This is a genomic window from Marinobacter sp. PE14 (genome assembly GCF_053566155.1).
This window is the reverse complement of the sequence record NZ_JBQXNY010000001.1, coordinates 901,805-927,343: the sequence shown is the minus strand read 5'-3', so window position 1 is coordinate 927,343 and position 25,539 is coordinate 901,805. Positions and strand designations below refer to the sequence as shown.

Annotated in this window: 26 protein-coding genes; 5 read left to right on the top strand and 21 right to left on the bottom strand. The window is 59.2% G+C overall.

Translation table 11 applies throughout. The annotated features are described in order from the left end of the window. Window positions 1–16: 16 nt before the first annotated feature. Genes ccmE through ccmA form a run of 5 tightly spaced genes read right to left on the bottom strand, consistent with a single transcriptional unit; the run spans window position 17 to window position 2,873 of the window. Window positions 17–487, bottom strand: a complete 471-nt coding sequence (gene ccmE / locus ACWJ62_RS04445; protein WP_014577598.1) for a cytochrome c maturation protein CcmE — start codon at window positions 485–487, stop codon at window positions 17–19. A 14-nt stretch (window positions 488–501) separates the two neighbouring features. Then, on the bottom strand, window positions 502–741 hold the full coding sequence (gene ccmD, locus ACWJ62_RS04440; RefSeq protein ID WP_449285096.1) for a heme exporter protein CcmD: 240 nt from the start codon (window positions 739–741) through the stop codon (window positions 502–504). Window positions 742–744: 3 nt separating this feature from the next. Next, window positions 745–1,488: a heme ABC transporter permease CcmC gene (gene ccmC, locus ACWJ62_RS04435; RefSeq protein WP_449285095.1), complete on the bottom strand. Its 744-nt coding sequence runs from the start codon at window positions 1,486–1,488 to the stop codon at window positions 745–747. Between the two features lie 31 nt (window positions 1,489–1,519). Further along, entirely contained in the window at window positions 1,520–2,245 is a 726-nt protein-coding gene (gene ccmB, locus ACWJ62_RS04430) for a heme exporter protein CcmB (protein ID WP_449285094.1), read from the bottom strand. Next, complete coding sequence (gene ccmA, locus ACWJ62_RS04425; RefSeq protein WP_449285093.1) at window positions 2,235–2,873, bottom strand: cytochrome c biogenesis heme-transporting ATPase CcmA; 639 nt, start codon at window positions 2,871–2,873, stop codon at window positions 2,235–2,237. The genes ccmB and ccmA overlap by 11 nt, the downstream gene beginning before the upstream one ends. A gap of 132 nt (window positions 2,874–3,005) precedes the next feature. Between ccmA and fliK the strand changes: the two genes are divergently transcribed. Then, entirely contained in the window at window positions 3,006–4,388 is a 1,383-nt protein-coding gene (fliK, locus tag ACWJ62_RS04420) for a flagellar hook-length control protein FliK (protein WP_449285092.1), read from the top strand. Continuing rightward, a complete protein-coding gene (locus ACWJ62_RS04415) occupies window positions 4,385–4,702 on the top strand; it encodes an EscU/YscU/HrcU family type III secretion system export apparatus switch protein (protein ID WP_449285091.1) in 318 nt (105 codons plus the stop codon). The genes fliK and ACWJ62_RS04415 overlap by 4 nt, the downstream gene beginning before the upstream one ends. On the opposite strand, the gene ACWJ62_RS04410 is transcribed toward ACWJ62_RS04415, so the two are convergent. The 16 genes from ACWJ62_RS04410 to flhA form a co-directional block, all read right to left on the bottom strand. After that, the gene (locus tag ACWJ62_RS04410; RefSeq protein WP_449285090.1) at window positions 4,688–5,791 is read right to left on the bottom strand and encodes an ATP-binding protein; all 1,104 of its coding nucleotides are present in this window, start codon (window positions 5,789–5,791) and stop codon (window positions 4,688–4,690) included. The two genes, ACWJ62_RS04415 and ACWJ62_RS04410, sit on opposite strands and share 15 nt — an antisense overlap. Beyond that, window positions 5,788–8,070, bottom strand: a complete 2,283-nt coding sequence (locus ACWJ62_RS04405) for an ATPase, T2SS/T4P/T4SS family (RefSeq protein ID WP_449285089.1) — start codon at window positions 8,068–8,070, stop codon at window positions 5,788–5,790. Before ACWJ62_RS04405 ends, ACWJ62_RS04410 begins: the two co-directional genes overlap by 4 nt. Window positions 8,071–8,096: 26 nt before the next feature. After that, complete coding sequence (locus ACWJ62_RS04400) at window positions 8,097–8,489, bottom strand: DUF2802 domain-containing protein (RefSeq protein ID WP_053112462.1); 393 nt, start codon at window positions 8,487–8,489, stop codon at window positions 8,097–8,099. A 67-nt stretch (window positions 8,490–8,556) separates the two neighbouring features. Further along, a complete protein-coding gene (locus tag ACWJ62_RS04395) occupies window positions 8,557–9,045 on the bottom strand; it encodes a chemotaxis protein CheW (protein ID WP_008173094.1) in 489 nt (162 codons plus the stop codon). Window positions 9,046–9,179: 134 nt separating this feature from the next. Then, on the bottom strand, window positions 9,180–9,989 hold the full coding sequence (locus ACWJ62_RS04390) for a chemotaxis protein CheW (RefSeq protein WP_449285088.1): 810 nt from the start codon (window positions 9,987–9,989) through the stop codon (window positions 9,180–9,182). After that, complete coding sequence (locus tag ACWJ62_RS04385) at window positions 9,982–10,779, bottom strand: ParA family protein (RefSeq protein ID WP_039881985.1); 798 nt, start codon at window positions 10,777–10,779, stop codon at window positions 9,982–9,984. Before ACWJ62_RS04385 ends, ACWJ62_RS04390 begins: the two co-directional genes overlap by 8 nt. A 193-nt stretch (window positions 10,780–10,972) precedes the next feature. Continuing rightward, window positions 10,973–11,755 (bottom strand): flagellar motor protein MotD, encoded by a 783-nt coding sequence (gene motD, locus ACWJ62_RS04380; protein ID WP_449285087.1) that lies wholly within the window; start codon window positions 11,753–11,755, stop codon window positions 10,973–10,975. An 18-nt stretch (window positions 11,756–11,773) separates the two neighbouring features. Next, complete coding sequence (locus tag ACWJ62_RS04375) at window positions 11,774–12,514, bottom strand: flagellar motor protein (RefSeq protein WP_449285086.1); 741 nt, start codon at window positions 12,512–12,514, stop codon at window positions 11,774–11,776. Continuing rightward, on the bottom strand, window positions 12,514–13,677 hold the full coding sequence (locus ACWJ62_RS04370; RefSeq protein WP_449285085.1) for a protein-glutamate methylesterase/protein-glutamine glutaminase: 1,164 nt from the start codon (window positions 13,675–13,677) through the stop codon (window positions 12,514–12,516). Before ACWJ62_RS04370 ends, ACWJ62_RS04375 begins: the two co-directional genes overlap by 1 nt. A gap of 65 nt (window positions 13,678–13,742) precedes the next feature. Next, a complete protein-coding gene (locus ACWJ62_RS04365) occupies window positions 13,743–15,893 on the bottom strand; it encodes a chemotaxis protein CheW (RefSeq protein ID WP_449285084.1) in 2,151 nt (716 codons plus the stop codon). A gap of 16 nt (window positions 15,894–15,909) precedes the next feature. Next, the gene (locus tag ACWJ62_RS04360; RefSeq protein ID WP_449285083.1) at window positions 15,910–16,695 is read right to left on the bottom strand and encodes a protein phosphatase CheZ; all 786 of its coding nucleotides are present in this window, start codon (window positions 16,693–16,695) and stop codon (window positions 15,910–15,912) included. A 20-nt stretch (window positions 16,696–16,715) separates the two neighbouring features. Beyond that, entirely contained in the window at window positions 16,716–17,099 is a 384-nt protein-coding gene (cheY, locus tag ACWJ62_RS04355; RefSeq protein WP_008173086.1) for a chemotaxis response regulator CheY, read from the bottom strand. Between the two features lie 162 nt (window positions 17,100–17,261). After that, window positions 17,262–18,005: an RNA polymerase sigma factor FliA gene (locus ACWJ62_RS04350; protein ID WP_449285082.1), complete on the bottom strand. Its 744-nt coding sequence runs from the start codon at window positions 18,003–18,005 to the stop codon at window positions 17,262–17,264. A 31-nt stretch (window positions 18,006–18,036) separates the two neighbouring features. Beyond that, a complete protein-coding gene (locus ACWJ62_RS04345; protein ID WP_088559149.1) occupies window positions 18,037–18,849 on the bottom strand; it encodes a MinD/ParA family protein in 813 nt (270 codons plus the stop codon). Window positions 18,850–18,917: 68 nt separating this feature from the next. Continuing rightward, entirely contained in the window at window positions 18,918–20,228 is a 1,311-nt protein-coding gene (gene flhF / locus ACWJ62_RS04340; protein WP_449285081.1) for a flagellar biosynthesis protein FlhF, read from the bottom strand. Between the two features lie 60 nt (window positions 20,229–20,288). Next, on the bottom strand, window positions 20,289–22,469 hold the full coding sequence (flhA, locus tag ACWJ62_RS04335; RefSeq protein ID WP_449285080.1) for a flagellar biosynthesis protein FlhA: 2,181 nt from the start codon (window positions 22,467–22,469) through the stop codon (window positions 20,289–20,291). A 218-nt stretch (window positions 22,470–22,687) separates the two neighbouring features. Between flhA and upp the strand changes: the two genes are divergently transcribed. From upp to ACWJ62_RS04320, 3 genes are read left to right on the top strand one after another with little or no spacing between them, the layout of a single operon-like run. Beyond that, entirely contained in the window at window positions 22,688–23,326 is a 639-nt protein-coding gene (gene upp / locus ACWJ62_RS04330; RefSeq protein WP_449285079.1) for a uracil phosphoribosyltransferase, read from the top strand. A 2-nt stretch (window positions 23,327–23,328) separates the two neighbouring features. Then, a complete protein-coding gene (locus tag ACWJ62_RS04325; RefSeq protein WP_449285078.1) occupies window positions 23,329–24,585 on the top strand; it encodes a uracil-xanthine permease family protein in 1,257 nt (418 codons plus the stop codon). After that, complete coding sequence (locus tag ACWJ62_RS04320; RefSeq protein ID WP_449285077.1) at window positions 24,566–25,420, top strand: class I SAM-dependent methyltransferase; 855 nt, start codon at window positions 24,566–24,568, stop codon at window positions 25,418–25,420. Before ACWJ62_RS04325 ends, ACWJ62_RS04320 begins: the two co-directional genes overlap by 20 nt. The last annotated feature ends 119 nt before the right edge of the window (window positions 25,421–25,539 follow it).

Sequence of the window (25,539 nt, the reverse complement as noted above, 5' to 3'; positions counted from 1 at the left end):
CTGTTAGATAAAACGGTTAGTAGGATACGGTTTCCGCGCTGCCACTGGCTTTTTGCTGGCCCTTCGCGGCCTTCTCCAGCGCATCCGCAACTTCCGGCGGCATATAGTTTTCGTCGTGCTTGGCCAGGACCTGATCGGCCACAAACCGACCGTTACTGTCCAGTCTGCCCATGGCGACCACACCCTGCCCTTCGGCAAACAGGTCCGGAAGAATACCGGTGTACTGGATCGGCACGGACGCGTTGAAGTCGGTCACCTTGAACTCAACCATCAGGCTGTCCGGATCACGGAGGACCGATCCCTCCTCGACCATGCCACCGGCGCGGATTCTCACATCCACCGGCGCCTCGCCTGCGGAAATCTGGGTGGGGTCGTAGAACAGATTGATGTTCTGGCGCAACGCGTAGGTCGTAAGACCCACAGCAATGCCCAGTCCCACCAGGAGGAACAGGACGATTGTCAGTCGCTTTTTTCGGATTGGATGCATCAGCTATCTGCCTTTCAGTCTTGGGAAACCTTGACGCGGGTGAAGGATGCTGCCGAAGCCGATGCAGCCTGCTGGTCCTTCCGCCCGGCCTGGAACTCGTAACCCCGACGGCAGGCCTCAATGGCCGCTTTTCGACGGCGCAGGGACCAGACCATCAGGCCAATCATCAGCAGGAAAAACGCAGCATAACAGGACCACACATAGGGCCCGTGGCCTTCCATCACAATAAATGCCGAAAAGGAATCAAACGCCATACTTCAGACCCTCCCGGCCAACACGTAATCTTTAACCCAGCGCGTTCTCTGTTCGCGTAACAGAATCTCTGTCTGCATACGCAGACAGGCAAGCCAGCCAAACAGCAGATAAAGCCCCAGCACGGACAGGAGCAACGGCACCCACATTTCTGCCGGCATGGACGGCTTCTCCGTCAGTTTGAACGTCGACGGCTGGTGTAGCGTATTCCACCATTCAACGGAGTACTGGATAATCGGTATATTTACCACCCCGACCAGCACAAGCACCGCTACCGCCCGTGCCGCAGACTTTTCATCATTGATCGCCCTGTCCAGGGCAATTACGCCGCCATACAGGAACAGCAGGATCAGCATTGACGTCAGACGCGCATCCCACACCCACCAGGTTCCCCAGGTAGGCTTACCCCAGACGGCGCCGGTAAACAGGGAAAGAAAGGTGAGTACCAGGCCAACTGGCGCAACCGACTTCACGAACACATCAGCCAGTTTCATGCGCCAGACCAGAGTGACAACACCTGCCACAGCCATCATTACGTATACCGACTGGGCGAGAAAGGCCGTGGGCACGTGAATAAAAATAATGCGGTAGCTATTACCCTGAAGGTAATCTTTCGGCGCAAAGGCCAGCCCCCATACAATGCCCGCCATTAACAGCAGGATGCCGCCTACCAGGAGCCAGGGCATCAGCCGGGCCGCAATCCCGAAGAACCATTTGGGAGAACCCAGCTTGTGAAAAATTTGCCACATCAGATGGTCACCGTTCTACCGTTACCTTGATTTACCCGTTAGACAGGCTGATACGCAGCGCCGCTGCCGATGCGAAGGGCGCCAGAGTCAGTGCCAGCACCAGGAATGCCCCCATCAAGGCGACATACGCACCCACAGGCGCGCCCTCCGCAGCCGAAGCCACCGTGCCCGTCCCAAAGATCAGGACGGGAATGTACAGCGGAATGATCAGCAGGGACAAGAGTACGCCCGCTGACCGTAATCCAAGTGTCAGTGCCGCGCCAATTGACCCGATCAGGCTCAACACCGGTGTACCGATCAGCAGCGTTAGACACAAAACTCCGATGGAGTTCCCGTCAAGATGAACCATTACGCCCAAAACCGGCGTCAGTACCACCAGCGGCAAGCCTGTTAATACCCAGTGCGCCGCCGTTTTTGCCAATACCAGCAGAAAAAGGGGCTGGGGCTGAAGCACCAGTTGCTCGAGCGTGCCGTCATCAAAATCATGGCGAAACAGATGGTCCAGTGACAACAACACCGACAGCAAAGCCGCCACCCAGAGGATACCGGCTCCGGCCTCCCGCAGGAATGACACTTCCGGGCTAACCCCCAGAGGAAAAAGGGTTACGACCATGACAAAGAACAAGAGCGGATTGAGCAGATCCTGCCGCTGCCGGAAGGCCACCTTCATATCCCGGGCGAACACAGCCTGCATCGCCGCCAGCACTCCGACGGCGTCCTTCTGCAAACTCAGCGCCGGCCGGCAATCAGCATTCATTGATCGCACCTCCACCCAGAACAATACGCTTCATACCGGGTAAATTGAGGTCGTGGTGGGTTGTTACGACCACCGCACCTCCCTCCTGGGCTCGCTGTTGAAGCAGTTCCTCAATGGCGCTGACACCGCCCGAATCAATGGCCGTAAAGACCTCATCCAGCAGCCAGAGCGGCTCATCGGCGATCAACAGGCGTGCCAGGGCCACCCGTCTTTGCTGACCTGCGGAGAGATTCCGGCAGGGAACATCCTGAAAACCGGTCAACCCTGTACCGTCAAGCGCCTCGCGCAGAACCGGATCCGGCAGCGGCCGACGACCTGCGGTCAGTGCCCGGAGATTTTCCAGGGGCGTCAGCAACGGTTTGATGCCCGGCCGGTGGCCAAGATACAGGGTATTACGGAGGAATTCTTCACGCTGCCCGGACCTGGGCTTGCCACACCAGAGCAGGTTGCCGGACCAGGCATCATTCAGACCGGCCAGCATCCGCAGAAGAGTGGTCTTGCCGGTGCCGTTCGGGCCCTCGACACGGGTGACCGTACCGGGCAGTATGGAGAACGACAGGTCACGGAACAGGATACGTTCATCCCGTTCGCACTGCAGATCGACAGCCTGTAATAACGGCTCAGACATCAGGGCCCCGTAACCAGGACGATGCGCGTGAAGACGGCATCGGGTGCATTCGTGACAGCGGCGGCCATGAACATTGTTCGCTCGTGACCTGCCGGCGCGGCGTATTATAACGAAAGCGCCGGCGGATTACTCTTGTCCAACATCAAATCAGTGACGATGAAACTACCCAGCGGACAGCAGCCACCGACACCTCCTGCCCAGCCTGCAACGCAGACTTCCCGGCCCGCGGTCACAACCGAAGCGGCCCGAGAGCCTGTGGCCGCCTCAGCCCGGCAGCTGCTCGACCAGATGCAGTTGGCCAACAGGGAAACCACCCTGGCCCGGGTCGCGGAGATCATCAACCGCCAGGGCGGCAACAACGCGGATCTTTTGCTGGACATCCGGGGCAAATCGCTTCTTGTACAGGCCACTGTCGGCAAGACCGAACTGGGGCCCGGTGACTGGGTAAAAGTGATGCGTGCCGGCAATGAACTGCAGCTGATGGGTAAACTGGCGCCTGCACCCGAGGCCGGGATTGCCCGTGCCCTGGCCCAACGTCTTCCCTGGCAGCAAACTCTGGACGGCGGCCTGACCAGACTACTGGGCACACTGACACAAGGCTTGCGTCAGGAACCACTACCGGGGCAACTGCCGTCATCGCGAAGTCCTCAACCACTTCCGGAAGCCGCCAGGCAGGCCATTGAACAATTGGTGTCGAGACTGCCTTCGGGAACCAGCCTGACCCCCGGTTCAGGCGGCCAGGACGCAACACCTCAGCAGGTCCGCCAATGGCTATCGGAAAGCGGCCTGTTCGCCGAGTCACGCCTGGCCCAGACACCGTCTTCCCAGCTACCCGATCTCAAGCTGGCGCTGGGCAGGGTGATCACCGCATTGCTTGCCCAACAGGGAAGCACTCCGGAACAGTTCAACCGGCTGACGCCGATTTCAACGCCGGAGCTGATGCAGGCGCCACTGCAATTTCCCCAACCCCTGGCAACACCCCAACCCCCTGGCAGCGGTGACGCGCCCACCGTGGGGCAAATGCTTCGCCTGCTGGCTGGGATGCTCAACCGGATCACCGTCAATCAGTTGCACAGTCAGGTACTCACGGCAAGGGGTGGTGGCGAGGCTCCGGGCCCGGCGCCCGCGTCTACCCTGGTACTTGATCTGCCTTGGCTGACCCCCCAGAACGAACCGAGACTGGCTCAGGTCCGGATCGAACAGTATCCCGAAGACAGAGAGTCAGAAACCAGGTCCGCGAAAACCACCACGGCCGAATGGCGGCTGTCACTGACCATGGACCTGGATGAGGCGGGCCCCCTGCACTTCGATGTTTCCCTCCGCCAACAGGCGGTCAGCGCAAGGGTCTGGGCCGAAAAGCAGTCAACCCTGCGCCAGGTGAACCAGGAGCTTCCCGCATTGCGGCAAAGCCTGAGCGATCTGGGCCTGGAAGTCACTGATCTGGACTGCCGCCGTGGCACTCCCCAGAGCAGTGTTACCCGACTCGAACACAGACTGGTGGATACCCGGGCATGACCTCAGAGACAGAGCAGCAAAGCAGAGCCGCCGTTGCGCTCAAGTACGATGGCGAGAAAGCGCCAACCATCAGCGCCACCGGCACCCATGAGCTGGCGGAAGAGATCATCCGCATCGCCCGGGAGCACAACGTTCCCCTCTATGAAAATGCGGAGCTGGCCAGCATTCTGGCGCGCCTGTCACTCAACGAAGAAATTCCCGAGTCGCTGTACCGGGTGATTGCCGAAATCCTGGCGTTTGCCTTCCACATCCGGGGGCTGGCTCCCGAAGATCGGAAACCGGGGACGCCACCGGATGGCTCAGTGAATCAGTGAGCGCAGCGCCCAGGCCTGCTGCCAGTTATCACCACGCCTGGGCGCCACGGTGGTTTCAAAGTAATGACGCAGCCGGCGCCGGTCCTCGGGCTGGTCCTTGAGGGCTGAACCGATGATGTGGTGCATTAGCTGCTCCACCGTGATACTGCCCCCGCCGTAATACCAGGCGTTCAGGCTGGCTGCGTGGGCCACAGAAACCGCTTCCGCCGTCGACAGCGCCGAACCTGCGAGACGGTCGGTACTGCGTCCATCAAGGGTCTGACCATTGCGCAGCTCATGGAACATGGTCACCAGTATCTCGATGACCGATTCTTCAAGGGCCACCTCAATCCCGGCCCGGCTGTTGGCCCTGCCAACCTCCCGGAGAACCACATCCATCTCGTCGGCCAGATTGCGGATCGGGCGGATTTCCTCGAAGTCCATGCGCCGTTTCAGGGCGGCGCTCATCCGGTGCACGCCCTCATCGATACTGTTGGACGTGGCGATGACGTTGAAGCCTTCCCGTGCAAGCACCACACCGTCGTCGCCCGCCAGCTCGGGAATCACCACAACCCTGTCGGACAAAACCGAGAGCAGCGCATCCTGGAGCGCCTGTGGACAGCGGGCGATCTCTTCAAACCGCACCATTCGCCCCTCCATCATGCCCCGCAGCAACGGGCTAGGTACCAGCGCTTTCAGACAGGGGCCCTCGGTGTGCAGAACTGCCTCGTTCCAGCTGTACAACAGTTGCCCGACGCTGCTCACCGCCCCGCCCTGCAAGGTTAACGTGGAGCTTCCCGAAATGGCGGCAGCCAGCAATTCCGACAACCAGGATTTGGCGGTACCCGGCTCGCCGACCAGAAGGCAGCCGCGACTGGTGCACAGGGAAATGATGATCCGGACTACCATGGCCCGGTCGGCAACGAACTTCCGTTCAATGCCGAGCTTCTCATCCCCCATAACGAACTTTTCCACCGCCCGCGGCGACATCTGCCAGCCGGGTGGCACAGGGCCATGATCCATCCCTATCAGTTTGTCCAGCTCAGCGGCATAGACCACTTCTACCGGTTCCCGCTGGGCTGCCTTTGTAACCGATTGCTTGTTGCTCATTCCTGACTCCTGCGGCCGCCGCGAATTTCCGGTGCCATGCGCTCTCTCGGGAGAATACGGGGCAGTTCGGACAGTGGAATTATGCCTTCAATCACATGGTCCAGGGCACTGTCCCGCATGGTCACCAGTCCGGCATCGAGAGCGCGCCAGCGAAGCTCACCGATGGGCGGTTGGCTGGAAATGGCATTCCGGATGTCCGAATCAACCTCCATATACTCGACGATCGCCACTCGCCCCTGGGTGCCACGGCCGTTGCACTTATCGCAACCGGCGCCCTGAAAACACCGGAAATCCGCGGGCGGGCCGTCGGGAAACACCTCGGACAGAATCACCGGGTCTGGCTCTGCAGGCTGGCTACAATGCTTACAGATGCGCTTGGCCAGCCGCTGGGCGATGACAGCCAGCAGCTCACCGGCAATGGAATTCGGGTGGATACCCAGATCATACAGGCGCTGCAGTGAATCCACCGCGTCGTTGCAGTGCAGCGTGGACAGAACCACGTGGCCGGTCTGAGAGGCCCTTATCGCTTCCAGAGCGGTTTCCTGGTCGCGGATCTCGCCCACCAGAATCACATCCGGATCTTCCCGGACAAACGCCCTCATGGCATCGGCGAAACCGAAGCCAATTTCTGATCTGACCCGGGTTTGTTGAATGTTGTCGATGGAGTACTCGATGGGGTCTTCCACCGTGATAACTTTCCGGCGGCCATCATCGGCAAGGGTCTGCAGCCCCGCATACAGCGTGGTGGACTTGCCTGACCCGGTCGGACCGACCACCAGCACCAGTCCGGCCGGGTTATCCAGCAAGCGCTGGTAACGGGCACCGATCATGGATGACATGCCAAGTTCGGCAATGGTCATGGCGCGGCCGGTCTGCGGCAGCAGACGTATAACGGCATGTTCGCCATGGAGCGAAGGCTGGGTCTGGATCCGCAGATCGTAGGCCATATCGCCGAGCTGCAGCCGGGACCGCCCACCCTGGGGCAGCCGGTGCTCGGCGATGTTCAGCTCTGCCCGCAGCTTGATGACGTTAATCACCCCTTTCATCTCCCGGGCCGACAACTGATACTGGGGCAGATCATGGAGATCGCCATCCACCCGAAGGCGAATGCGAATCCGGTCACCGTACTGTTCTATATGGATGTCGCTGGCTTTTTCGCTCACAGCGTCCATCAGAATGGCTTCGTAGACAGACACCAGGTAGGGGCTGACGTGCTTGTTTTTCGGATCCTTTCCGAGAAGCTGGTCCTTGCTGCCAGCCGGGTCCGACGCCTGGTCCGGGGTTGGTTCCAGATCTGCTGCAAAGCGGCGCCCTTTAGCCGTCAGATCAAGAGCTGACCAGAGTCGGCGAAAGTCTGTCGGTGTAACCAGCAGGCAGTCAACCACCTGGTTAGGACTCAACCGCTCGAGCTGATCGGTGCGCGCATCTGGATCGTCGGTCACAACCGTGATTCGGCCATCTTCCTCGGCGATGGGTATAAGTCGTGAGAGATCCAGAAACGTTCGGGAAAATCGCCGGAACAGCGCCGGATGGAGATCTGGCAAAAGCTCGTCCGCGTCGGTGAAGGTCATGCCCCGCTGGCGGGCAAGAGAACGGTAGAGGTCAATCTCTTCAAGATTCAGTTTACGCCGGAGCACATCCAGCAGCCGGCAATTCTGCTTCGCTGCCTCCGCCTTTGCCTCGGACAGGATCGCTTCGTCCACGAGGCCCTGATCAATGAGAATCTGCTCGACGTTACGGTTGAAATCGACCCAGCCCAGGGTGCGCACCCGCTTGAGCTTGGCACCTTGTTTTTCGAACATGGCCAGACTCGGAACGGGTCCCGCCCGCCCCTCAAGACAGACCAGGTGGCCACCCTCACGAACCAGGTGCGCCAGAGCACTCTGGTCCCTGATAAACGAGGTGCACAGCACGAGATCACAGAGTGGATCAGGCTCGGGCGCCCCTTCCGCACTGGCAACAACGACATCCACATTGTGCATACCCAGACGGACAAACCGCTCTCTGGCAGCCTCGGCGACAACGGCATTCCGCTCCACGTACAGGACCCGATGGGCCAGCCCTGACAGCACAGCGGCAAAATAGCCGGAGCCACCGCCCACGTGCATCACCATCTGATCCGGTTCTATTTCCGGAAGCAGAGAGAGAATGTGGCTAACGGTTTCTTCGCGGGGAATGGAGTGGCCGGTTATAGAGGCAACCAGGTCGGAACCGGAGACAAAATCATGGCGGGATACAGATCGAAGGGCCTCAAGGGCCCTCGGATAGACTCTCTTCATTCAACAACGTCCGTAACGGCATGGTATCAGGCCGCCTGACGTTTTCTGAGTGCTGACACCAGCTCGGCCTCGGGACGGGAAATTCCGCACGTGTTCATAAGATCGTCGATATCGGCGCCGAGATCAACCAGTCGAGACGCTTCATCGTAAGAGATTCGCAGCGGATCGTTCTGGCGCATTTCATCGAGCGTGGTCCTCAGTTCGTGCAGCTGACGCTCACAGCTGACCAGCCGCTGCCCCACCCCCATGCTGCCACTGGTGGTGGCATGCAGTTCCCGGCCAAGGGTATCACAGCGCTCTTTCAGCGTTGCTCTCAGGCTGCGCACCTGGCGACCGAGAACCAGACCCTGGACGAAAACCAGGGACAAGGCGGCAACGGTCAGCGCCCAGGGGAGGTATGAAGGAATTTCTGCAAACATGACGGATGTCTCCCGTTAATTGCCACGGAAGGCATCCATCTTGAGGCCTGCAGCGGGTTGCCCCGGATCACAGTGCCGCGATTTCAGCCCACTCGTGGTCTGACAGCATCTTGTCGAACTCAACCAGAATGATCAGTTCGCCATCCTTGTTGCACACGCCCTGGATAAACTTGGCACTTTCCTCGTTACCCACGTTCGGTGCAGTCTCAATTTCGCTGGCTTTCAGATACACCACCTCGGCGACGGAATCCACCAGAATGCCCATTACCTGGTTGGCAGATTCCATAACCACAATCCGGGTGGCATCGGTTACTTCCGCATCCGCCAGGCCAAAGCGCCGGCGGGTGTCGATAACGGTAACCACGTTACCCCGGAGGTTGATGATACCAAGCACATAATCCGGGGCCCCCGGTACCGGAGCAATCTCCGTGTATCTCAGCACCTCCTGAATCTGCATAACGTTCAGACCGTAGGTCTCATCATCCAGCCGGAAGGTAACGTACTGCAGTACCTGATCGTCCTGGGCCTGATTGGTTTGTCCGCTCGGGGATGCCATAGCGATGTTTCTCCTCTTGGGCTGCCCGGCGGGCAACCTGATCGTCAAAAAAATATCATCAGTGCCCAATACTATAGTTAAGGGCACAAACCGTGCCAGCACGGCTCGGTTTCATTCAGTAACCATTGTTTGCGTCAGCTCAGATCCAGATGGTGCTCTCTTTCCGCCCTCACCAGCAAGTCTGCCATGGTGCGCACATCAATCAGCGCGCACATGTGGTCAATCACCGTGCCGGCCAGCCACGGACGCTTGCTGCGGGCTGTGCGCCAACGCACTTCGTCCGGCCGGAGGGTGAAGGACTGGGCGACGTCATCGCAGGCCAGTCCCCAGTCGCTGTTATCCAGCCGGATCACGAACCGATAGTTGTCCCGGGCATCGGGCGGCACCCGCCCTGCCATGATCCATTCGGCGGTATCCACCACCCTCAGGTTCTGATCCCGGTCCGGGCGGATCCCCATGTACCAGCGTGGACTTCCCGGGATGGGCCGAATCTCTTCTTCAATGCGGTGAATGGCTCCGAGCAGAATCAGAGGCACCGCCAGCTGCAGACCGGCCACCGTAAAAATGAGGCACTCAAAGGGCTGTTCTGACCACTCCGGACGGGACGGCGGCGCGGCCGGCTCGGGCGCAGGCTGAGCTTCAATCCTTGCCTTCGGCACCGGCGCTTCCGGCGACTGTCGCACCACTGGCCGCACTGGTTCCGCAGGCGTTTCCCGGACCCGTTTGGGCGGTTCAGGTCTTGCCGCCGGTTTTTCGACGGTTGGCACAGGAGCCGGTTTCGTGCGCGCTACCACCCGCGGTTCCGGAGGTGCAGGTTTCACCGGTTCCGGCGCTTCGATTTCCTCCCGGAGCGCCGTATCAGTGGCCGTATGCAGCAATTCGTCGAGATAACTGGCAATGGCGGTTTCCGGATCTGCCAGCCGTGTCAATTTATCGTCAGCCATGCTGACGCTCCTTCACCCTGCCGACCCGGGCCATGAGATCATCCAGCAGATGACTGTAGGCGCGGACACCGTGGGTTTCGGCATCCAGCGCGGACGGCGTTATTCCACCCTGACTGGCATCCCGGAACTTGGTGTCCACCGGAATCGCAAACTGCCAGAGGGACTCGCGGTAAGTCTTCCGCAACAGGTTCAGGCTCTTCACCGATGCCTGAGTCCGACGGTCATACAAGGTGGGCACAATGGTGTAAGAAAGTTCGTTTTTCTGGGAACGCATGATCATCTTCAGGGTATGGAGCATGCGCTCCAGGCCCTTGATGGCCAGAAATTCGGTTTGCACGGGAATGATCAGATGCTGCGCCGCTGCGAGGGCGTTGACCATCAGAACCCCCAGAGAGGGAGTATTGTCCAGCAGGACATAATCAAAGTCGTCCCAGAGCTGAGTCAGGGCCCGGGAAATGATCAGCCCCATTCCCTCCACGCCGATCATTCGCCGCTCAAGGGTGGCCAGGGCGGCACTCGCCGGCAAAAGGGACAGGCCCTTACAGCTGGTCTCCGTAATCAGTTGGGCAGGTAGCCCTTCCGGAACCTTGCCCTGGTGCTGGAACAGGTCGAAAACACTGTGCGCGATAGTGTCCGGATCGTACCCGAACCAGCTGGTGAGCGAGCCATGAGGGTCCAGATCCACAACGAGAACACGCTTACCGCGTTCGGCAAGCAAGCCGCCCAGGGCGACCACACTCGTGGTTTTACCGACACCACCTTTTTGATTGGCTACTGCCCAGATTCGCACGCTTTGATTCTCCAGAGAATACATCGGTGTGGCCGGCAATTAACCTTTGCCACAGTCCCGTTTATCGGCCATTCCCCGGGCAACTTGAACCAGTCCTCGGAAAATTCGGCAAGCTGTTGCCGGCGCCTTTTGTTAACGGGGAGTAATACAGGAACCATGCCAATGGCTCTATACGCATCTGCCGACGATCGGGTCAGCGCATGGCACCGCGAATACTGGCGTCACGGGAAATCAGCAACACCACCCGGCGGTTTCTGCGGCGCCCTTCTTCGGTGTCATTCCGGGCAACCGGCTGATACTGGCCATAGCCGACGGCCGCCAGACGTTCCGGCTCGATGCCCTCCATCACCAGCATCCTGACCATGGCAGCCGCCCGGGCGGCTGACAATTCCCAGTTTGACGGAAAACGGGAGGTACTGATCGGCTGATTATCGGTGAAGCCTTCAACTTTGACGGCGTTGTCCCGGTTGTTCAGAACCGTTGCGATTTTATCGACTACCTCGAACGCATCGTAGTGGGGCTCGGCATCGCCGCTGCCAAACAACAGACTGTTGGGCAGATTCAGCTCCAGCCACTGGTCGCTGGTCTCAAGCGATACCACGCCCTGGTTAATCAGCTCATCAAACTCCATCGACAGCTGGTCAGCCATGGCTCGCAGCGCTTCGGTCCGCGCCTGAGCATCCATCTCCGGATTTCGGGGCGCTTCGGTTACAGCCGGCGGGATAACGTTCTCGGCAGGCGCATTCAGTGATCTCTGGGGCTGGTCGCCAATCTCGATCGGCTGGAAGGAGCGCTGGGGCGCATTGAACACACCGGTCAGGGTTTCAGAAAGGACTTTGTATTTGCCTTCGTTAACGGACGATACCGAGTACATCACGACAAAAAAGGCGAACAGCAGGGTGATGAAATCCGCGTAGGAAATCAGCCACCGCTCCTTGTTGTGCAGATCGTCCTGGGGTTGCCTACGGCGCCGCATAAGTTGGCCTGCGCATACTTACTGCAGGAAGCCCCGCAGTCGCAATTCGATGGATTTCGGGTTTTCACCCTCGGCGATGGCAATCAGACCATCGATCATCATGTCCTCATAGCGGGTGCGCTCCCGCACGATGCCGCGCATCTTGTTGGCAACCGGGAAGAACAGAAGGTTGGCGAGCGCCACACCGTAGATGGTCGCTACAAAGGCGGTTGCGATCCCGCTACCCAGGGACTGGGGATCCTCGAGATTGGTCATTACCTGGATAAGGCCCATGACAGCCCCGATGATGCCGATGGTTGGCGAGTAACCACCCATGGCCTCGAACACCTTGGCCGACTCCAGATCCCTCTGCTCACGGGATTCCAGGTCGACTTCCATGATGCCCCTGATGGTCTCGGTTTCGGCACCGTCGACCAGCAACTGCAAACCCTTGCGGGCAAAGGGCTCCGGCTCCCGCTCGGCAAGCCCCTCAAGGCCCAGCAAGCCCTGCTTCCGGGCTTTGACGCTCCAGTCAATGACCTTGCCGATGCCGTCTTCAAGGTTGATAAACGGCGGGAAAAAGACCCAGCGTACCTGAGTAAAGGCCCGTTTGAGCATGGGCCAGGACGTCTGCAGGATGGTCGCTGCCAAAGTGCCACCGATGACGATGATGGCTGCCGGCCCATTGAACAGTGAGCTAACCGCTCCGCCCTCCAGCAGGTTACCGCCAAGAATCGCGGCAAAGGCCAGTATGACCCCGAGCAGGCTCAGTATATCCATCAGCAGACACCTTCGGCGAGGCGTGGCCCGATCTCGTCCAGGGACAATACGTCATCCGTCAGACCTGCCTTGGCAACTGCCATCGGCATGCCGTAGATCACAGACGATTTTTCATCCTGGGACCATATATCCGACCCGCTCTGCTTCATCATCCGACAGCCTTCTTTGCCGTCCGAGCCCATGCCGGTAAGGATGACACCCAGGGTCTTGCCCGGAAAGCTCCGGGCAAGGGAACCGAAGGTAACGTCCACGCAGGGTTTGTAGTTGAGCCGCTCGTCTCCGGGCAGGATACGGATCCTGGCCTGTCCGCCCCGATTCTCGACCATCATCTGTTTGCCACCGGGCGCCAGCAAAGCCAGACCGGGCCGCAACACATCACCATCCTCAGCCTGCCGGACTTCAATCCGGCAGAGTTTGTTGAGGCGTTCGGCGAAGGCCGGCGTAAAGCTCGCTGGCATATGTTGCACCAGAACAATCGGTGCCGGAAAGGTCGCGGGCAACACCGTCAGTACCCGCTGCAGGGCAACCGGGCCGCCGGTTGAGGTTCCGATACCAACAACGGCGTAATGCTTGGCCGGCCCACGGCGGCCATGGCGCCTGGGAGCCTCCGCTTCGCCCGGAGCACTTGCGGGCGCTGCCGGCGCTCGGGTATCAGGACGCTGACGCGGTGCTGGTTCCGGACGCGGGCGCCCTGCAGGAACCGGCGCCCGGGAGGCCGGAGCTGACGGTTCCGCGCGGGAAGGCGCAGGAGCACGGTTACCGGGGCGACTGCCGGCCACATCCAAAATCCGCTCAATCAGGATTTTCTGCAGCTGACTGTTGTCCCGGGCAATTTCTTCGAAATTCTTGGGCAGAAAATCAACGGCGCCAGCCTCGAGCGCATCCAGTGTTACCCGGGCGCCCTCATAGGTGAGCGATGAGAACATGAGCACCGGTATCGGATGTTTGCGCATGATTTCGCGCACGGCGGAGATGCCATCCATGACCGGCATCTCATAATCCATGGTGATTACGTCGGGACGCAGTTTCTCGGCCAGCTCAACGCCTTCCCGACCGTTGGTCGCAGCACCCACCACTTTGATCTGGCCGGAGCTGGTCAGGATTTCCGTCAGCCGTTTGCGAAAAAACCCTGAATCGTCAACGACCAGGACAGAAACTGTCATCCACTTCTCCTACCCAATCCATCGTTCTTCGGCCTTCTCTGGCAAAAATCGCCGCAAGGTCCGGCTCAGCCGTAATGTTGCAACAGGCTTGGAACATCAATAATCAGTGCAATCCGGCCATCACCAGTGATGGTGGCACCGGCCATGCCCGGCGTACCCTGGAGCGCTCGACCGAGGGGCTTGATAACCACTTCTTCCTGACCAACCAGCTGGTCGACCACGAACCCGACCTGCTTGGTACCCATGGCAACAATGACAACATGGGCGTTATCGCGCACCTCCTGGGCAGTGCCGCCACGAACCAGCCAGCGCTTGATGTGGAATAGCGGGAAGACTTTATCCCTGACCACAATGCATTCGCGCCCATCGACGATGTTGGTCTTGGTCAGATCCAGATGGAAAATCTCGACCACGTTTACCAGCGGCAGTGCGAAGGATTGATCGCCCAGCATGATCATCAGGGTGGGCATGATGGCGAGCGTCAGCGGAACCTTGATGACAATGCGAGAGCCCTTGCCCAGTTCGGATTCGATACTCAACTGACCATTGAGCTGGCCAATCTTGGTTTTCACCACATCCATGCCGACGCCACGACCGGAGACATCGGAAATCTGCTCCTTGGTGGAAAAGCCGGCGGCAAAAATCAGGTTGTAGCACTCCGAATTGGTCAGCCGGTCCGCGGCGTCCTGGTCGTAGATACCCTTTTCGACGGCTTTGCGGCGCAGGACCTCCGGATCCATGCCAGCCCCGTCATCCTCGATGAACAACAGAATATGATCTCCCTCCTGCTCGGCAGACAGGGTAACAATGCCCTGGCGGGGCTTCCCGGCTTTCTCGCGGACGTCGGGAGCTTCGATCCCGTGGTCCACCGAATTCCGCACCAGGTGAACCAGCGGATCAGACAGTGCTTCAACCAGGTTCTTGTCGAGATCGGTTTCCTCGCCATGCATCACCAGGTTCACCTCTTTTTTGAGGTTTCTGGCAAGATCGCGCACAACGCGGGGGAACCGGCCGAACACCTTTTTGATCGGCTGCATGCGGGTCTGCATGACGGCGGACTGAAGATCGGTCGTAACCACATCCAGATTGGATACCGCCTTGTGCATGTGTTCATCTTCGCTTTCGGCACCCAGACGCTGCAAGCGGTTACGCACCAGCACCAGCTCACCCACCATATTCATGATGTCGTCGAGTCGCTTGGTGTCGACACGAACCGTCGTTTCCGCTGCCGGAGCGTGCTCGCGGGCAGGCATCGCCGGTGCGGCCGCGCCTTTGGCTTCCGGCTTCTCGGCCGGCTTCGACTTCTCGGGCTGTGGCGTGGTTGCTTTCGGCGTAGCCGGCTCTTTCGGAGATTCAGGCGGTTTGGGAGCTGCAGGCTTTTTCGGCACTGAGGGCTTTTCAGGGGCTGAAGGCTCACCCCCCGCAGTCGGACTTCCGCCCTTGCCGTGAAGATCGTCCAGCAGTTTCTCGAATTCGTCGTCGGTGATCAGGTCATCGCTGCCACTGCCTTCCGCCTTGGCAGCCGGCTTGTCTTCTTTGCTGACGGCCTCTTCCTCGCCAGCTGGCGCACCCGCAAACTGCCCTTTTCCGTGCAACTGATCCAGCAGCGCCTCGAATTCGTCGTCGCTAATTTCGTCGTCCCCAGAACTTTCCTGTTCACCGCCGGCCGACCCGGCGCCTGAAGCCGAGGGAGCCTCCTCCGATTTTTCGTCCTGCAATGCGTCCAGAAGCTGCTCGAATTCGTCGTCGGTGATGTCGCCACCGTCTTCTGCCGGTTCGCTCTCTTCCTGCTCAGGCTGAGCGGCAGCGGCAGGTGCCCCCTCGCCTTCCGGCTGGGCCAGGGCGTCCAGACGGGCAATCAGTTCGTCCGGGGCCGGCGTCAGCTCCTCATGATTGCGGACCTGCTCAAACATGGCATTGACGTGGTCGAGGGCTTCGAGAACCACGTCCATCAGTTCGGAGTCCACCTTGCGCTTGTGGTTACGCAGGATGTCGAAGACGTTCTCGGCGGAATGGCAGCAGTTCACCAGGGCTTCAAGCTGAAGGAAGCCGGCACCGCCTTTCACGGTATGGAAACCACGGAAGATGGCGTTGAGCAGATCACTGTCGTCAGGATGTTGCTCAAGATCTACCAACTGCTCTGACAGCTTTTCGAGGATCTCGCCGGCTTCTACCAGGAAGTCCTGCAAAATCTCTTCATCAGCATCAAACGCCATGCGTTACCCTCATTGTTCAGAAACCGAGACTGGACAACAGGTCGTCTACGTCGTCCTGTCCCGAAACTACATCTTCACGCTCATCGGCCTTGATCTGGGGCCCGACGCCCTTCTCTGCAGACTCTTCTTTTTCTTCAATCTGGTGCACCGTGCCCGTGAGCTGGTCCACATGACTGGCCATCACCACCAGGCTGAGCATCTGCTCCTCAACCTCTTTCACCAGGGCGGTGACCTTCTGGATGACCTGCCCCGTCAAATCCTGATAGTCCTGAGCCAGCAGTATTTCCGACAGGTTGCTGTACATGGTGTCGGCATCGGTCGCCATGCTGGCGAAAAATCGATCAATCCGGCCGTACAGCTCGCGAAACTCGGCCGGCTGCATTTCCCGGCGACGCAGGCGCTGCCACTCATCACGCAACGCGGCGGCCTCGTCTCTGAGGGCATTGGCCAGCGGCATGGTTTCCTCAACCAGATCCATGGTCCGGTTGGCTGCCTCGCCCGTCATCTGCACAACGTATTCGAGACGATCGGAGGCATCTGTCATCATGGACAGTGCTTCCTGCTGTTCGGCGTTACGGGGATCAATCTGGAAGTTCCGGATTGCTTCGTGCAGGCTCCGGGTCAATCGCCCTACCTCACGATACAGACTCTGATCCCTGACCTCGCTGAGTTCATTGATCAGGGTCATGGCTTTGGCATAATCACCCGCATCAACACTCTCGGCCAGTTCTGCTGCCTGCCGCTGGAGCTTTTCCGTCACCTCCGGTTCAAGGCCCCGATGGTTCTTTCTGCTATCGCTCATGAGAGCCATCCGACCTCTGGTTACTGGATTCTTTCAAAGATTTTCTCAATCTTTTCCTTGAGCACGGCAGCGGTGAACGGCTTGACCACATAACCGTTCACGCCCGCCTGGGCAGCGGCAACGATCTGGTCGCGCTTGGCCTCAGCGGTTACCATCAATACCGGCAGGGTTTTCAGATTCTCGTCCGCCCGAACGGCCTTGAGAAGATCGAAGCCTGACATGCCCGGCATGTTCCAGTCGGTCACCAGAAAATCGTATTTGCCGCTTTTAAGCATTGGCAGCGCTGTGTTGCCGTCGTCAGCTTCATCGGTGTTGGTGAAGCCCAGATCACGCAGCAGGTTCTTGATGATCCGTCGCATTGTGGAGAAGTCGTCCACAATGAGGATTTTCATGTTTTTGTCCAATGGGACCTCCAGTTAGTAACACCCGGAATTCGTTTGACCTTTGCGTTCAAAGTCTAGCAGGCCGCTGTTTTAACCGCTTATTGTCAGACCTTTGCTTCGGTTGTAAAGCATCGGTTACCAAAAACTACAGACTACCTCGTTGCCGACACAGACTGAACGCTGTCAGCTGTCCGATTCCTGGCGCCAATCCGAGAGCCGGCCTCGAAGGCGCAGGGCTGCCTGGCTGTGAATCTGGCTTACCCGGCTCTCACTGACCCCAAGCACCGCACCAATCTCCTTGAGGTTCAGTTCTTCCTGGTAGTAAAGGCTCAACACCAGCTTTTCCCGCTCCGGCAGGTCTTCAATCGCCTCAGCGAGGCTGCGCCGGAAGGCATCGGAGGACAATCCCTCTAGGGGATTATCCTGCGTCTCTGTTTGTTCTATCGGCAGCTCTCCGGATTCATTGAGCTCGTCGAGGCTAAAAAGTCGACCGCTGTTGGAATCGGAAAGGTAGGAGTGATATTCGGCCAGCCCCATACCCAACTCTTCGGCCACTTCCTGGTCCTGGGCTTCTCGGCCGAGTCGATCTTCAACGGCCTTGATGGCCTGGGAAATGCGACGGGCGTTGCGATGCACAGAGCGTGGCACCCAGTCACCCTTGCGGATTTCGTCCACCATGGCACCGCGAATCCGGATACCGGCGTAAGTCTCGAAGGTAGCACCTTTGGTGGAGCTGTAACGCTGGGCGGCCTCGAGCAGACCGATCATGCCGGCCTGCATCAGGTCTTCAAGCTGGACGGACGCCGGCAGGCGGGCCAACAGGTGAAGGGCAATTTTCTTGACCAGCGGCGCGTGCTGCTCAATGAGCTGAGCCGGCTTCTGCGCACTTGACTGGTTATAGATTCCGAGGTTTTTCGCCAATGTCATGTATCCGGTTTTTTGTTTGACTGGATCCGATTCAGACTTCGACGAGCCGCTCCACAAAAAATTCCAGATGCCCGCGGGGAGAGGACGGCAACGGCCAGCTATCTACCTTGTCCGCCAGCGCCTTGATGGCCAGTGAAGCTTTCGCCCTGGGATAGGCATCCAGCACCGCACGCTGTCGCTGAACGGCTTTCTTCACAGCCTCATCGTAGGGGACTATTCCAACGTATTGTAGTGCCACATCGAGGAAGCGCTCGGTGACCCGGGTCAGTTTTTCAAACAGATGCCGGCCTTCCTGCTCATTCCGGACCTGATTGGCAAGAATGCGGAACCGATTCGTACCGTACTCGCGGTTCATGAGCTTGATCAGGGCGTAACAGTCGGTAATGGACGTGGGCTCGTCACACACCACCAGCAACAACTCCTGGGATGCCCTGAGAAAACTGACAACCGATTCGGAGATACCGGCAGCGGTATCCACAATCAAAACATCAATCTGGTCCCCAAGCTCACTAAACGCGTTAATCAACCCGGCATGCTCCATGGGGCTAAGCTGGGTCATTCTCTGGGTACCGGAAGAGGCTGGGACAATCTTGATGCCGCCGGGACCATTCACCAGAACGTCCTTGAGATCACAGTCGCCTGCCAGAACATCCTGGAGGTTACGGTTGGCGGTAATGCCCAACAATACATCGATATTGGCCAGCCCAAGGTCGGCGTCGAGCAGCACCACTCTCCGGCCTTTCTGCGCCAGGGCAATTCCGAGGTTAACCGACACGTTACTCTTGCCGACACCACCCTTTCCGCCGGAAACTGCTATCACCTGTACCGGATGTGCTCTGCTCATACTGTTTTTGGTCTCTCGCCACGTTTCGCCGGCTGTTTCTCCGACGCCTGCTGTCAATCTGTCCGGTCTCAGGCGTGCTCTTTCAGGCCCTCTGCGACCGCTTGCTGTTGCTGGAGTGTTTTCAGCCGATCCACGGCCAGCCGCACCAGCGGAACGGCTTCTGCGTGGTGCAGGTCTTCAGGAATCTTCTGCCCGTCTGTGTAATAGGCTACCGGCAGACCGGTTTCCATCACAAACCCGAGAGACTCGCCCAGCGTCAGGGCCTCGTCGATTTTGGTCATCACACAGCCCGCAAGATTTGCCATCTTATAGCAATGCCAGACGGATTTCATGATGCGAGGCTGACTGGTTGCCGAGACAACCAGATGGGTCTTGATATTGTGATGGCTGCGAGCCAGTTCGGCCAGCTGTTCCTGATAGCCTTTGTCCGCACTGGTCAGTCCGGCGGTATCAATCAGCACCAGATGACGGTCTGACAGCTCGTCCAGAATATCGTCCAGACTGTGGCTCTCATCCACGACCCGAACCGGCACATTCAGAATGCGACCGAACACAAATAACTGCTCGTGCGCCGCCACCCGATAGCGGTCGGTGGTAACCAGGGCCACGGAATCGGAGCCATGCTTGAGCACGTAGCGAGCGGCGAGCTTGCCGATGGTGGTGGTTTTCCCGGAGCCTGTCGGACCCACCAACGCGTAGGCGCCGCCCTCATCCAGCCACTCCATGCGAGAGGTCCGGACGCCCGTACACAGCATTTTGAGGGACTGTTTCCAACCGTCTTCCAGTCGCCCCGCCTTGTGACGACGGGAAATTGACCCCGCCAGATCATTGCCGAGGCCGAATTCCTGCAAGCGTTCGGCAAGCCTTTGCTGCACGGCGGTGGTCGCAGAAACCTCCGGCTCTGGTTGCGGCTTCCGGCCCTGCATCATGTCTCTGAGCGAGCTGATCTCGGCCCGCATCTGCGCCAGCTCATCGGAATAGGCTTCTCGAGACGCCTGCGGCAGAGGTTCAATGTCACCAAAACCACCGCTCACCTCTTCCTGAACGGCAGCGAACGACGAGCCGGCGTAGCTCGTGCCCTGGGATGCCCGCTTTTCCCGGACTTCACGGATGCGATCCCGGGACCGGCCCAGCTCGTCTTCAAGACGCCTATGCTGGTCGGCCTGCATCTCGGCAAGGCGGGACCCGTTGGTGGCTTCTTCCGCCTGGTTGCCCAGTCGCTGGCGCGCCATGTTCTCGTCATAGTCCAACGCCGTCACGATTTCGACGCCGCCATCGACCCGACGGTTGGAAAGGATCACGGCGTCCGGCCCCATCTGTTCACTGACCTGCTTGAGCGCCTCGGCCATGGTCTGAGCAAAAAACCGTTTTACTTTCATGATGCCTCTTCCTCCACCGGCAACGCCGTGCCGGCGCTGTCCGCTCTGTCATCCGCGCCGTTACTGGCCAACGGACGCCACGATCGTAATCTGTTTGTTATCCGGAATTTCCTGGTACGAGAGCACATGCAGGCGCTCTACACCGTAGCTGGCGAACTTCGCCAGCACCGGCCTCAGGGGCCCGGACACCAGCAGAATGGCCGGCTTGCCGAGCATTTCCTGACGCTGGACGCTCTCCTGAAGCGAGCGCTGGAGCTTTTCAACCATATTCGGCTCCAGGACCAGGCCAATATCTTCCTGTCCGCCGGATTGTTGACTCTGCTGAACTGACTTTAGCAATAACTGTTCCAGATCCGGGTCCAGGGTGATTACCGGTATCTCCGATTCGTTGCCGCAGATACTCTGGACAATCATGCGGCGCAGGGACTGCCGCGCAACGGTGGTCAACAGTTTCGGATCCTGACTCTTCGGATGCACGTTCACGATGGCCTCGGCAATGGACCGCATATCCCGGATCGGCACTTCTTCCTTGAGGAGGTTCTGGAGCACTTTCAGCAGCAGACTGATGGAAACGGTGGTAGGCACCAGCTCCTCGGCCAGCTTCGGAGAAATCTTCTCAAGCTGATCCAGCCACTTCTGGACTTCCTCGTGGCCCAGCAGCTCGTGGGCGTGTTTCTGCAGTACCTGGTTCAGATGGGTGGCGACCACCGTACTGGCATCGACCACGGTGTAGCCGAGCGTCTGGGCCTGGTCTTTCTTGTCCGGCTCAATCCAGCTGGCATCCAGACCGAACGCCGGATCCTTGCCTTCAATGCCCTCTATCTTTCCGAATACCTGACCGGGGTCGATGGCCAGTTCGCGGTCCGGATGGATTTCGGCCTCGGCAATGGTCACGCCCATCAGGGTAATGCGATAGACGTTGGGCATCAGATCGAGGTTGTCTCGAATGTGCACCGAGGGCATCAGGAAGCCGAGATCCTGGGACAGCTTTTTACGAACACCCTTGATACGGCTGAGCAACTGGCCACCCTGTGACTTGTCCACCAGCGGAATCAGTCGGTAACCCACTTCCAGACCGACAATATCGACAGTGGAGACGTCGTCCCAGCCCAGCTCCTTGGTCTCTCCGGGGGCCGGTAGCTGACGACCCTGGTCGCCGCCTGCATCGCCGCCTGGCGGCAGATCACGCCCCGCCGGTCGTGGAGCCGCACCGCCAGCGCCCCGCACCGGGAATGCGCCCTCTTCCTCAACGGTCTGTCTCTGATGCTTCCAGATATACCAGGCAGCGCCGCCAGCCAAGGCGCCCAGGCCAAGGAAGGCCACGTGGGGCATGCCAGGAATCAGGCCAAGGATAATCAGGATCGCAGCAGCAATGGACAGGGCCTTGGGCGCGCTGAACATCTGCTGGAGGATCTGGCCGCCCATATCCTGGCTGGAGGTTACCCGGGTAACCATGATCGCAGCGGACGTGGACAACAGCAGCGAGGGAATCTGTGCCACCAGACCATCACCAATGGTCAGCAGCGCATAGCGCTCCACCGCCAACCCGAAATCCAGGCCGTGCTGGAGCATGCCGATGGCAATACCGCCGATGATGTTGATGGCAAGAATCAGCAGGCCGGCAATGGCGTCGCCTTTAACAAACTTGGAGGCACCGTCCATGGAGCCGTAGAAATCCGCTTCCTGGGCAATCTCGGAACGACGATGCTTGGCCTCCTCCTGATTGATCAGGCCGGCGTTCAAGTCCGCATCAATCGCCATCTGTTTGCCGGGCATGGCATCCAGGGTAAAACGGGCGCTCACCTCGGACACGCGGCCGGCACCCTTGGTCACTACCAGGAAGTTGATGATCATCAGAATCGCGAACACCACCAGACCCACGGCGTAGTTGCCGCCGATCAGAACGGCGCCGAAGGATTCGATCACTTTACCGGCTGCGTCACCGCCTTCATGGCCGTTAAGCAGCACAATCCGGGTGGAGGCTACGTTCAGGGCGAGACGCAGAAGTGTGGCCACCAGCAGGACTGTGGGAAAGGACGCAAACTCCATCGGCCGCAAGGCGTAAACACACACCAGCAGAATGACAATCGACAGGGTAATGTTGAAGGTAAAGAACACGTCCAGGAGGAACGCCGGCATGGGCAGAATCATCATGCCCAGCAAGCCCATCAGCATGATGGGAATGCCCAGATTGCCCCGCGTCAGGGTTTTGACGTTATTGAGGACTAAAGCTCTGTCCATGCCGGATACTTCTCCGATTGGCCGCGCCTGCAGGCGTTTTGAAGGTCGAAAATCTGACACCGGAGCGTCGTTTGGAAGGGTTATCGCAAGATCCGTACCACCCCTTAGGGGATTTCCGTTAAGAAGCCATTTGCGGCCTGACTCGCCTTGCCAGATGCGGTATCCTTGCGCCATTTGATCGCGACGCCAAAACTCCAACCAGACACACAGGTGACCCCATGCCAATCCACGAGGTAAAACACCCTCTTATCCGCCACAAGCTCGGCATCATGCGCCGTGCGGATATCAGCACCAAGAATTTCCGGGAGCTGGCACAGGAAGTCGGTGCACTCCTGACCTACGAGGCCACCAAAGACTTCAATCTGCAGGAAAAGACCATCGAAGGCTGGGCAGGGCCGGTTAACGTGGAGCAGATTCACGGCAAGAAAGTCACCATCGTTCCAATCCTGCGGGCCGGCCTTGGCATGCTTGACGGTGTCCTCAGCCTGATTCCGGTGGCCCGGGTCAGTGTTGTCGGCCAGATCCGCAATGAGGAAACCCTCGAGGCCAGCACCTACCTTGAAAAGCTGGTGGGCGAACTGGACCAGCGCATGGCCGTGATCGTCGATCCGATGCTCGCCACCGGTGGCTCCATGATCTCCACCATTGATCTGCTCAAGAAAGCAGGCAGCACCGAGATCCGGGCCCTGGTTCTGGTCGCAGCGCCTGAAGGTGTTGAAAAGGTGCTTGAGAAGCATCCGGATGTATCCATCTACACCGCCTCCGTTGATGAGCGCCTCAATGACAAAGGCTACATCCTTCCGGGTCTCGGCGATGCCGGAGACAAAATCTTCGGCACCAAGCAGAAGGACGTTTAAGAATGCAGGACCAATCCAACGATCCGATCTGGAAACAGGCCATTGCCGGCTCCCAGATGCTGCTGGTGGCCTTTGGCGCGCTGGTTCTGATGCCACTAATTACCGGGCTGGATCCCAACGTGGCCCTGTTCACCGCCGGGCTCGGCACCCTGATCTTCCACGTGGTGACAGGCGGCCAGATCCCGATTTTCCTGGCGTCGTCCTTCGCCTTCATTGCTCCCGTGATTGCTTCCAAAGGCAAATTCGGCATGGAAGAAACTCTTGGCGGCCTGATGGCGGCGGGTATTCTCTATATTTTCCTCAGCGGACTGGTCCGGCTGCGGGGCACCGGTTTTGTCCGCCGCCTGCTGCCGCCGGTGGTTATCGGCCCGGTGATCATGACGATCGGTCTCGGCCTGGCACCGGTTGCCGTTCACATGGCCTCCGGCCGCACCGGTGATGGCGCAAACCAGCTGATTCCCTACGACACTGCCATCTGGATCGCCATGATCTCTCTGGCCGTAACCATCATCATGTCGGTCTGGTCCAAGGGCATTTTCCGGCTGATTCCGATCATGTTTGGCGTTATCACCGGCTACGTCCTCTCCGCGTTTGCCGGCATTGTCGATACCACGCCAATCCAGGAAGCCGCCTGGTTCGCCGTTCCCAACTTCGTTGCGCCGGAATTCAGCTGGGGCGCCGTGCTGTTCATGATCCCCGTAGCCATTGCCCCGGCCATCGAACACATTGGTGATGTGCTGGCCATCGGCAACGTGACCCGCAAGAACTATCTGGAAAAGCCGGGCCTGCACCGCACCCTCCTGGGTGACGGCCTGGCCACTAGCGCTGCCTCGCTGCTCGGCGGGCCGCCCAATACCACCTACTCGGAAGTCACCGGCGCGGTTATGCTGACCAAGAACTTCAACCCGAAGGTCATGTGGTGGGCTGCCTGCATAGCCATCGTGCTGGCATTCGTTGGCAAATTCGGCGCAGCACTGCAAACCATCCCGGTGCCCGTCATGGGCGGCATCCTTTGCCTGCTGTTCGGCTCCATTGCCGTGGTTGGCCTTAACACACTGATCCGCCACCAGGTGGATCTGTCACAGTCGCGGAATCTGGTTATCGTGGGCGTTACCCTGGTGTTCGGTATCGGCGGCATGGTGCTCGGGCACCTGGAAGGCATCGCGTTGTGTGCAGTGGCTGCCATCATCCTGAACCTGATACTCCCCGGCAGCCGCGAGGCATGGGGTAAAGCCGTTTATGAGCAGAAAGCCGACTGACAGCTCCGGCATCAGTTTTACCGCCCTGTATACCGGTGCCGTCTGGCACCGGTACGGGCTTTCTGACGACACCCTCGTCACGGAAAAAGGCCGCTGGCTCTATCGCCTGATGACCCCGTTCGAAGCCGCCAGTCAGGCGGCCATCGGCGGAAACATCCGCACCTTCCTGCTGCAACGACATCTGATTATCGACCACCTGATTGATCAGGCCATCCGCGACAAGGGCATTACACAAGTGCTGGAAATCGCCTGCGGCATGTCGCCCCGGGGGATTCGCTTACGGCAGAAACACCCCCTGCTCCACATGGTCGAAGCCGACCTGCCCGACATGGCGGCTCGCAAAGCACTGCGCCTGATGGCCACGGGCCGCCTCGGCGACCACCATCAGGTTACACCCATCGATATCCTCGCCGACTATGGCGAGTATCAGCTGGAAAAAGTGATCGACCGCGTATTCGAGAACAGCCAGCCGGTGATCATCGTCACCGAAGGCCTGACCAGCTATTTTTCACTGGAAACGATTTCCGATTTCTGGCGCCGGCTGGCCGCCGCCATGGCCAAACGCCCGGGCTCGGTTTACCTCTCCGAAAGCTACTACCAGCCCCGCCAGCCGTTCCTGAACACTACCCTAAAAGCACTTGGTGGCGTCCTCGGGGCCGTCACCCGCAGCGAGGTATCTTTCCACTTCAAGACCGACGAAGAGGCAAGGGAGCATTTCCTGTCCTGTGGGTTTGCCTCCGCCACAGTGCACGATCCGCGATCCTGGTATGGGATTCTGCCAATCCCCGAAAGTCGCGGAAAGCCGATGGTTCGGGTTATTGAGGCTGGCTGCTGACTTTCTGGAATTGCAGCCTGCTAGTTTGAGGGATGCGTGGTGGTGAAAGGCCTTTCCAGGACACGCTACGAGCACATCCATGTGCGCTTGGCTGTGGCCATCCATGGCCACAGACAGTC

What these genes read in the sequence shown, in the direction of transcription:
- ccmE (WP_014577598.1), bottom strand. Translation starts at nt 487, where the DNA reads ATGCATCCAATCCGAAAAAAGCGACTGACAATCGTCCTGTTCCTCCTG.
- ccmD (WP_449285096.1), bottom strand. Translation starts at nt 741, where the DNA reads ATGGCGTTTGATTCCTTTTCGGCATTTATTGTGATGGAAGGCCACGGG.
- ccmC (WP_449285095.1), bottom strand. Translation starts at nt 1,488, where the DNA reads ATGTGGCAAATTTTTCACAAGCTGGGTTCTCCCAAATGGTTCTTCGGG.
- ccmB (WP_449285094.1), bottom strand. Translation starts at nt 2,245, where the DNA reads ATGAATGCTGATTGCCGGCCGGCGCTGAGTTTGCAGAAGGACGCCGTC.
- ccmA (WP_449285093.1), bottom strand. Translation starts at nt 2,873, where the DNA reads ATGTCTGAGCCGTTATTACAGGCTGTCGATCTGCAGTGCGAACGGGAT.
- ACWJ62_RS04415 (WP_449285091.1), top strand. Translation starts at nt 4,385, where the DNA reads ATGACCTCAGAGACAGAGCAGCAAAGCAGAGCCGCCGTTGCGCTCAAG.
- ACWJ62_RS04410 (WP_449285090.1), bottom strand. Translation starts at nt 5,791, where the DNA reads ATGAGCAACAAGCAATCGGTTACAAAGGCAGCCCAGCGGGAACCGGTA.
- ACWJ62_RS04405 (WP_449285089.1), bottom strand. Translation starts at nt 8,070, where the DNA reads ATGAAGAGAGTCTATCCGAGGGCCCTTGAGGCCCTTCGATCTGTATCC.
- ACWJ62_RS04400 (WP_053112462.1), bottom strand. Translation starts at nt 8,489, where the DNA reads ATGTTTGCAGAAATTCCTTCATACCTCCCCTGGGCGCTGACCGTTGCC.
- ACWJ62_RS04395 (WP_008173094.1), bottom strand. Translation starts at nt 9,045, where the DNA reads ATGGCATCCCCGAGCGGACAAACCAATCAGGCCCAGGACGATCAGGTA.
- ACWJ62_RS04390 (WP_449285088.1), bottom strand. Translation starts at nt 9,989, where the DNA reads ATGGCTGACGATAAATTGACACGGCTGGCAGATCCGGAAACCGCCATT.
- motD (WP_449285087.1), bottom strand. Translation starts at nt 11,755, where the DNA reads ATGCGGCGCCGTAGGCAACCCCAGGACGATCTGCACAACAAGGAGCGG.
- ACWJ62_RS04375 (WP_449285086.1), bottom strand. Translation starts at nt 12,514, where the DNA reads ATGGATATACTGAGCCTGCTCGGGGTCATACTGGCCTTTGCCGCGATT.
- ACWJ62_RS04370 (WP_449285085.1), bottom strand. Translation starts at nt 13,677, where the DNA reads ATGACAGTTTCTGTCCTGGTCGTTGACGATTCAGGGTTTTTTCGCAAA.
- ACWJ62_RS04365 (WP_449285084.1), bottom strand. Translation starts at nt 15,893, where the DNA reads ATGGCGTTTGATGCTGATGAAGAGATTTTGCAGGACTTCCTGGTAGAA.
- ACWJ62_RS04360 (WP_449285083.1), bottom strand. Translation starts at nt 16,695, where the DNA reads ATGAGCGATAGCAGAAAGAACCATCGGGGCCTTGAACCGGAGGTGACG.
- ACWJ62_RS04350 (WP_449285082.1), bottom strand. Translation starts at nt 18,005, where the DNA reads ATGACATTGGCGAAAAACCTCGGAATCTATAACCAGTCAAGTGCGCAG.
- ACWJ62_RS04345 (WP_088559149.1), bottom strand. Translation starts at nt 18,849, where the DNA reads ATGAGCAGAGCACATCCGGTACAGGTGATAGCAGTTTCCGGCGGAAAG.
- flhF (WP_449285081.1), bottom strand. Translation starts at nt 20,228, where the DNA reads ATGAAAGTAAAACGGTTTTTTGCTCAGACCATGGCCGAGGCGCTCAAG.
- flhA (WP_449285080.1), bottom strand. Translation starts at nt 22,469, where the DNA reads ATGGACAGAGCTTTAGTCCTCAATAACGTCAAAACCCTGACGCGGGGC.
- upp (WP_449285079.1), top strand. Translation starts at nt 22,688, where the DNA reads ATGCCAATCCACGAGGTAAAACACCCTCTTATCCGCCACAAGCTCGGC.
- ACWJ62_RS04325 (WP_449285078.1), top strand. Translation starts at nt 23,329, where the DNA reads ATGCAGGACCAATCCAACGATCCGATCTGGAAACAGGCCATTGCCGGC.
- ACWJ62_RS04320 (WP_449285077.1), top strand. Translation starts at nt 24,566, where the DNA reads ATGAGCAGAAAGCCGACTGACAGCTCCGGCATCAGTTTTACCGCCCTG.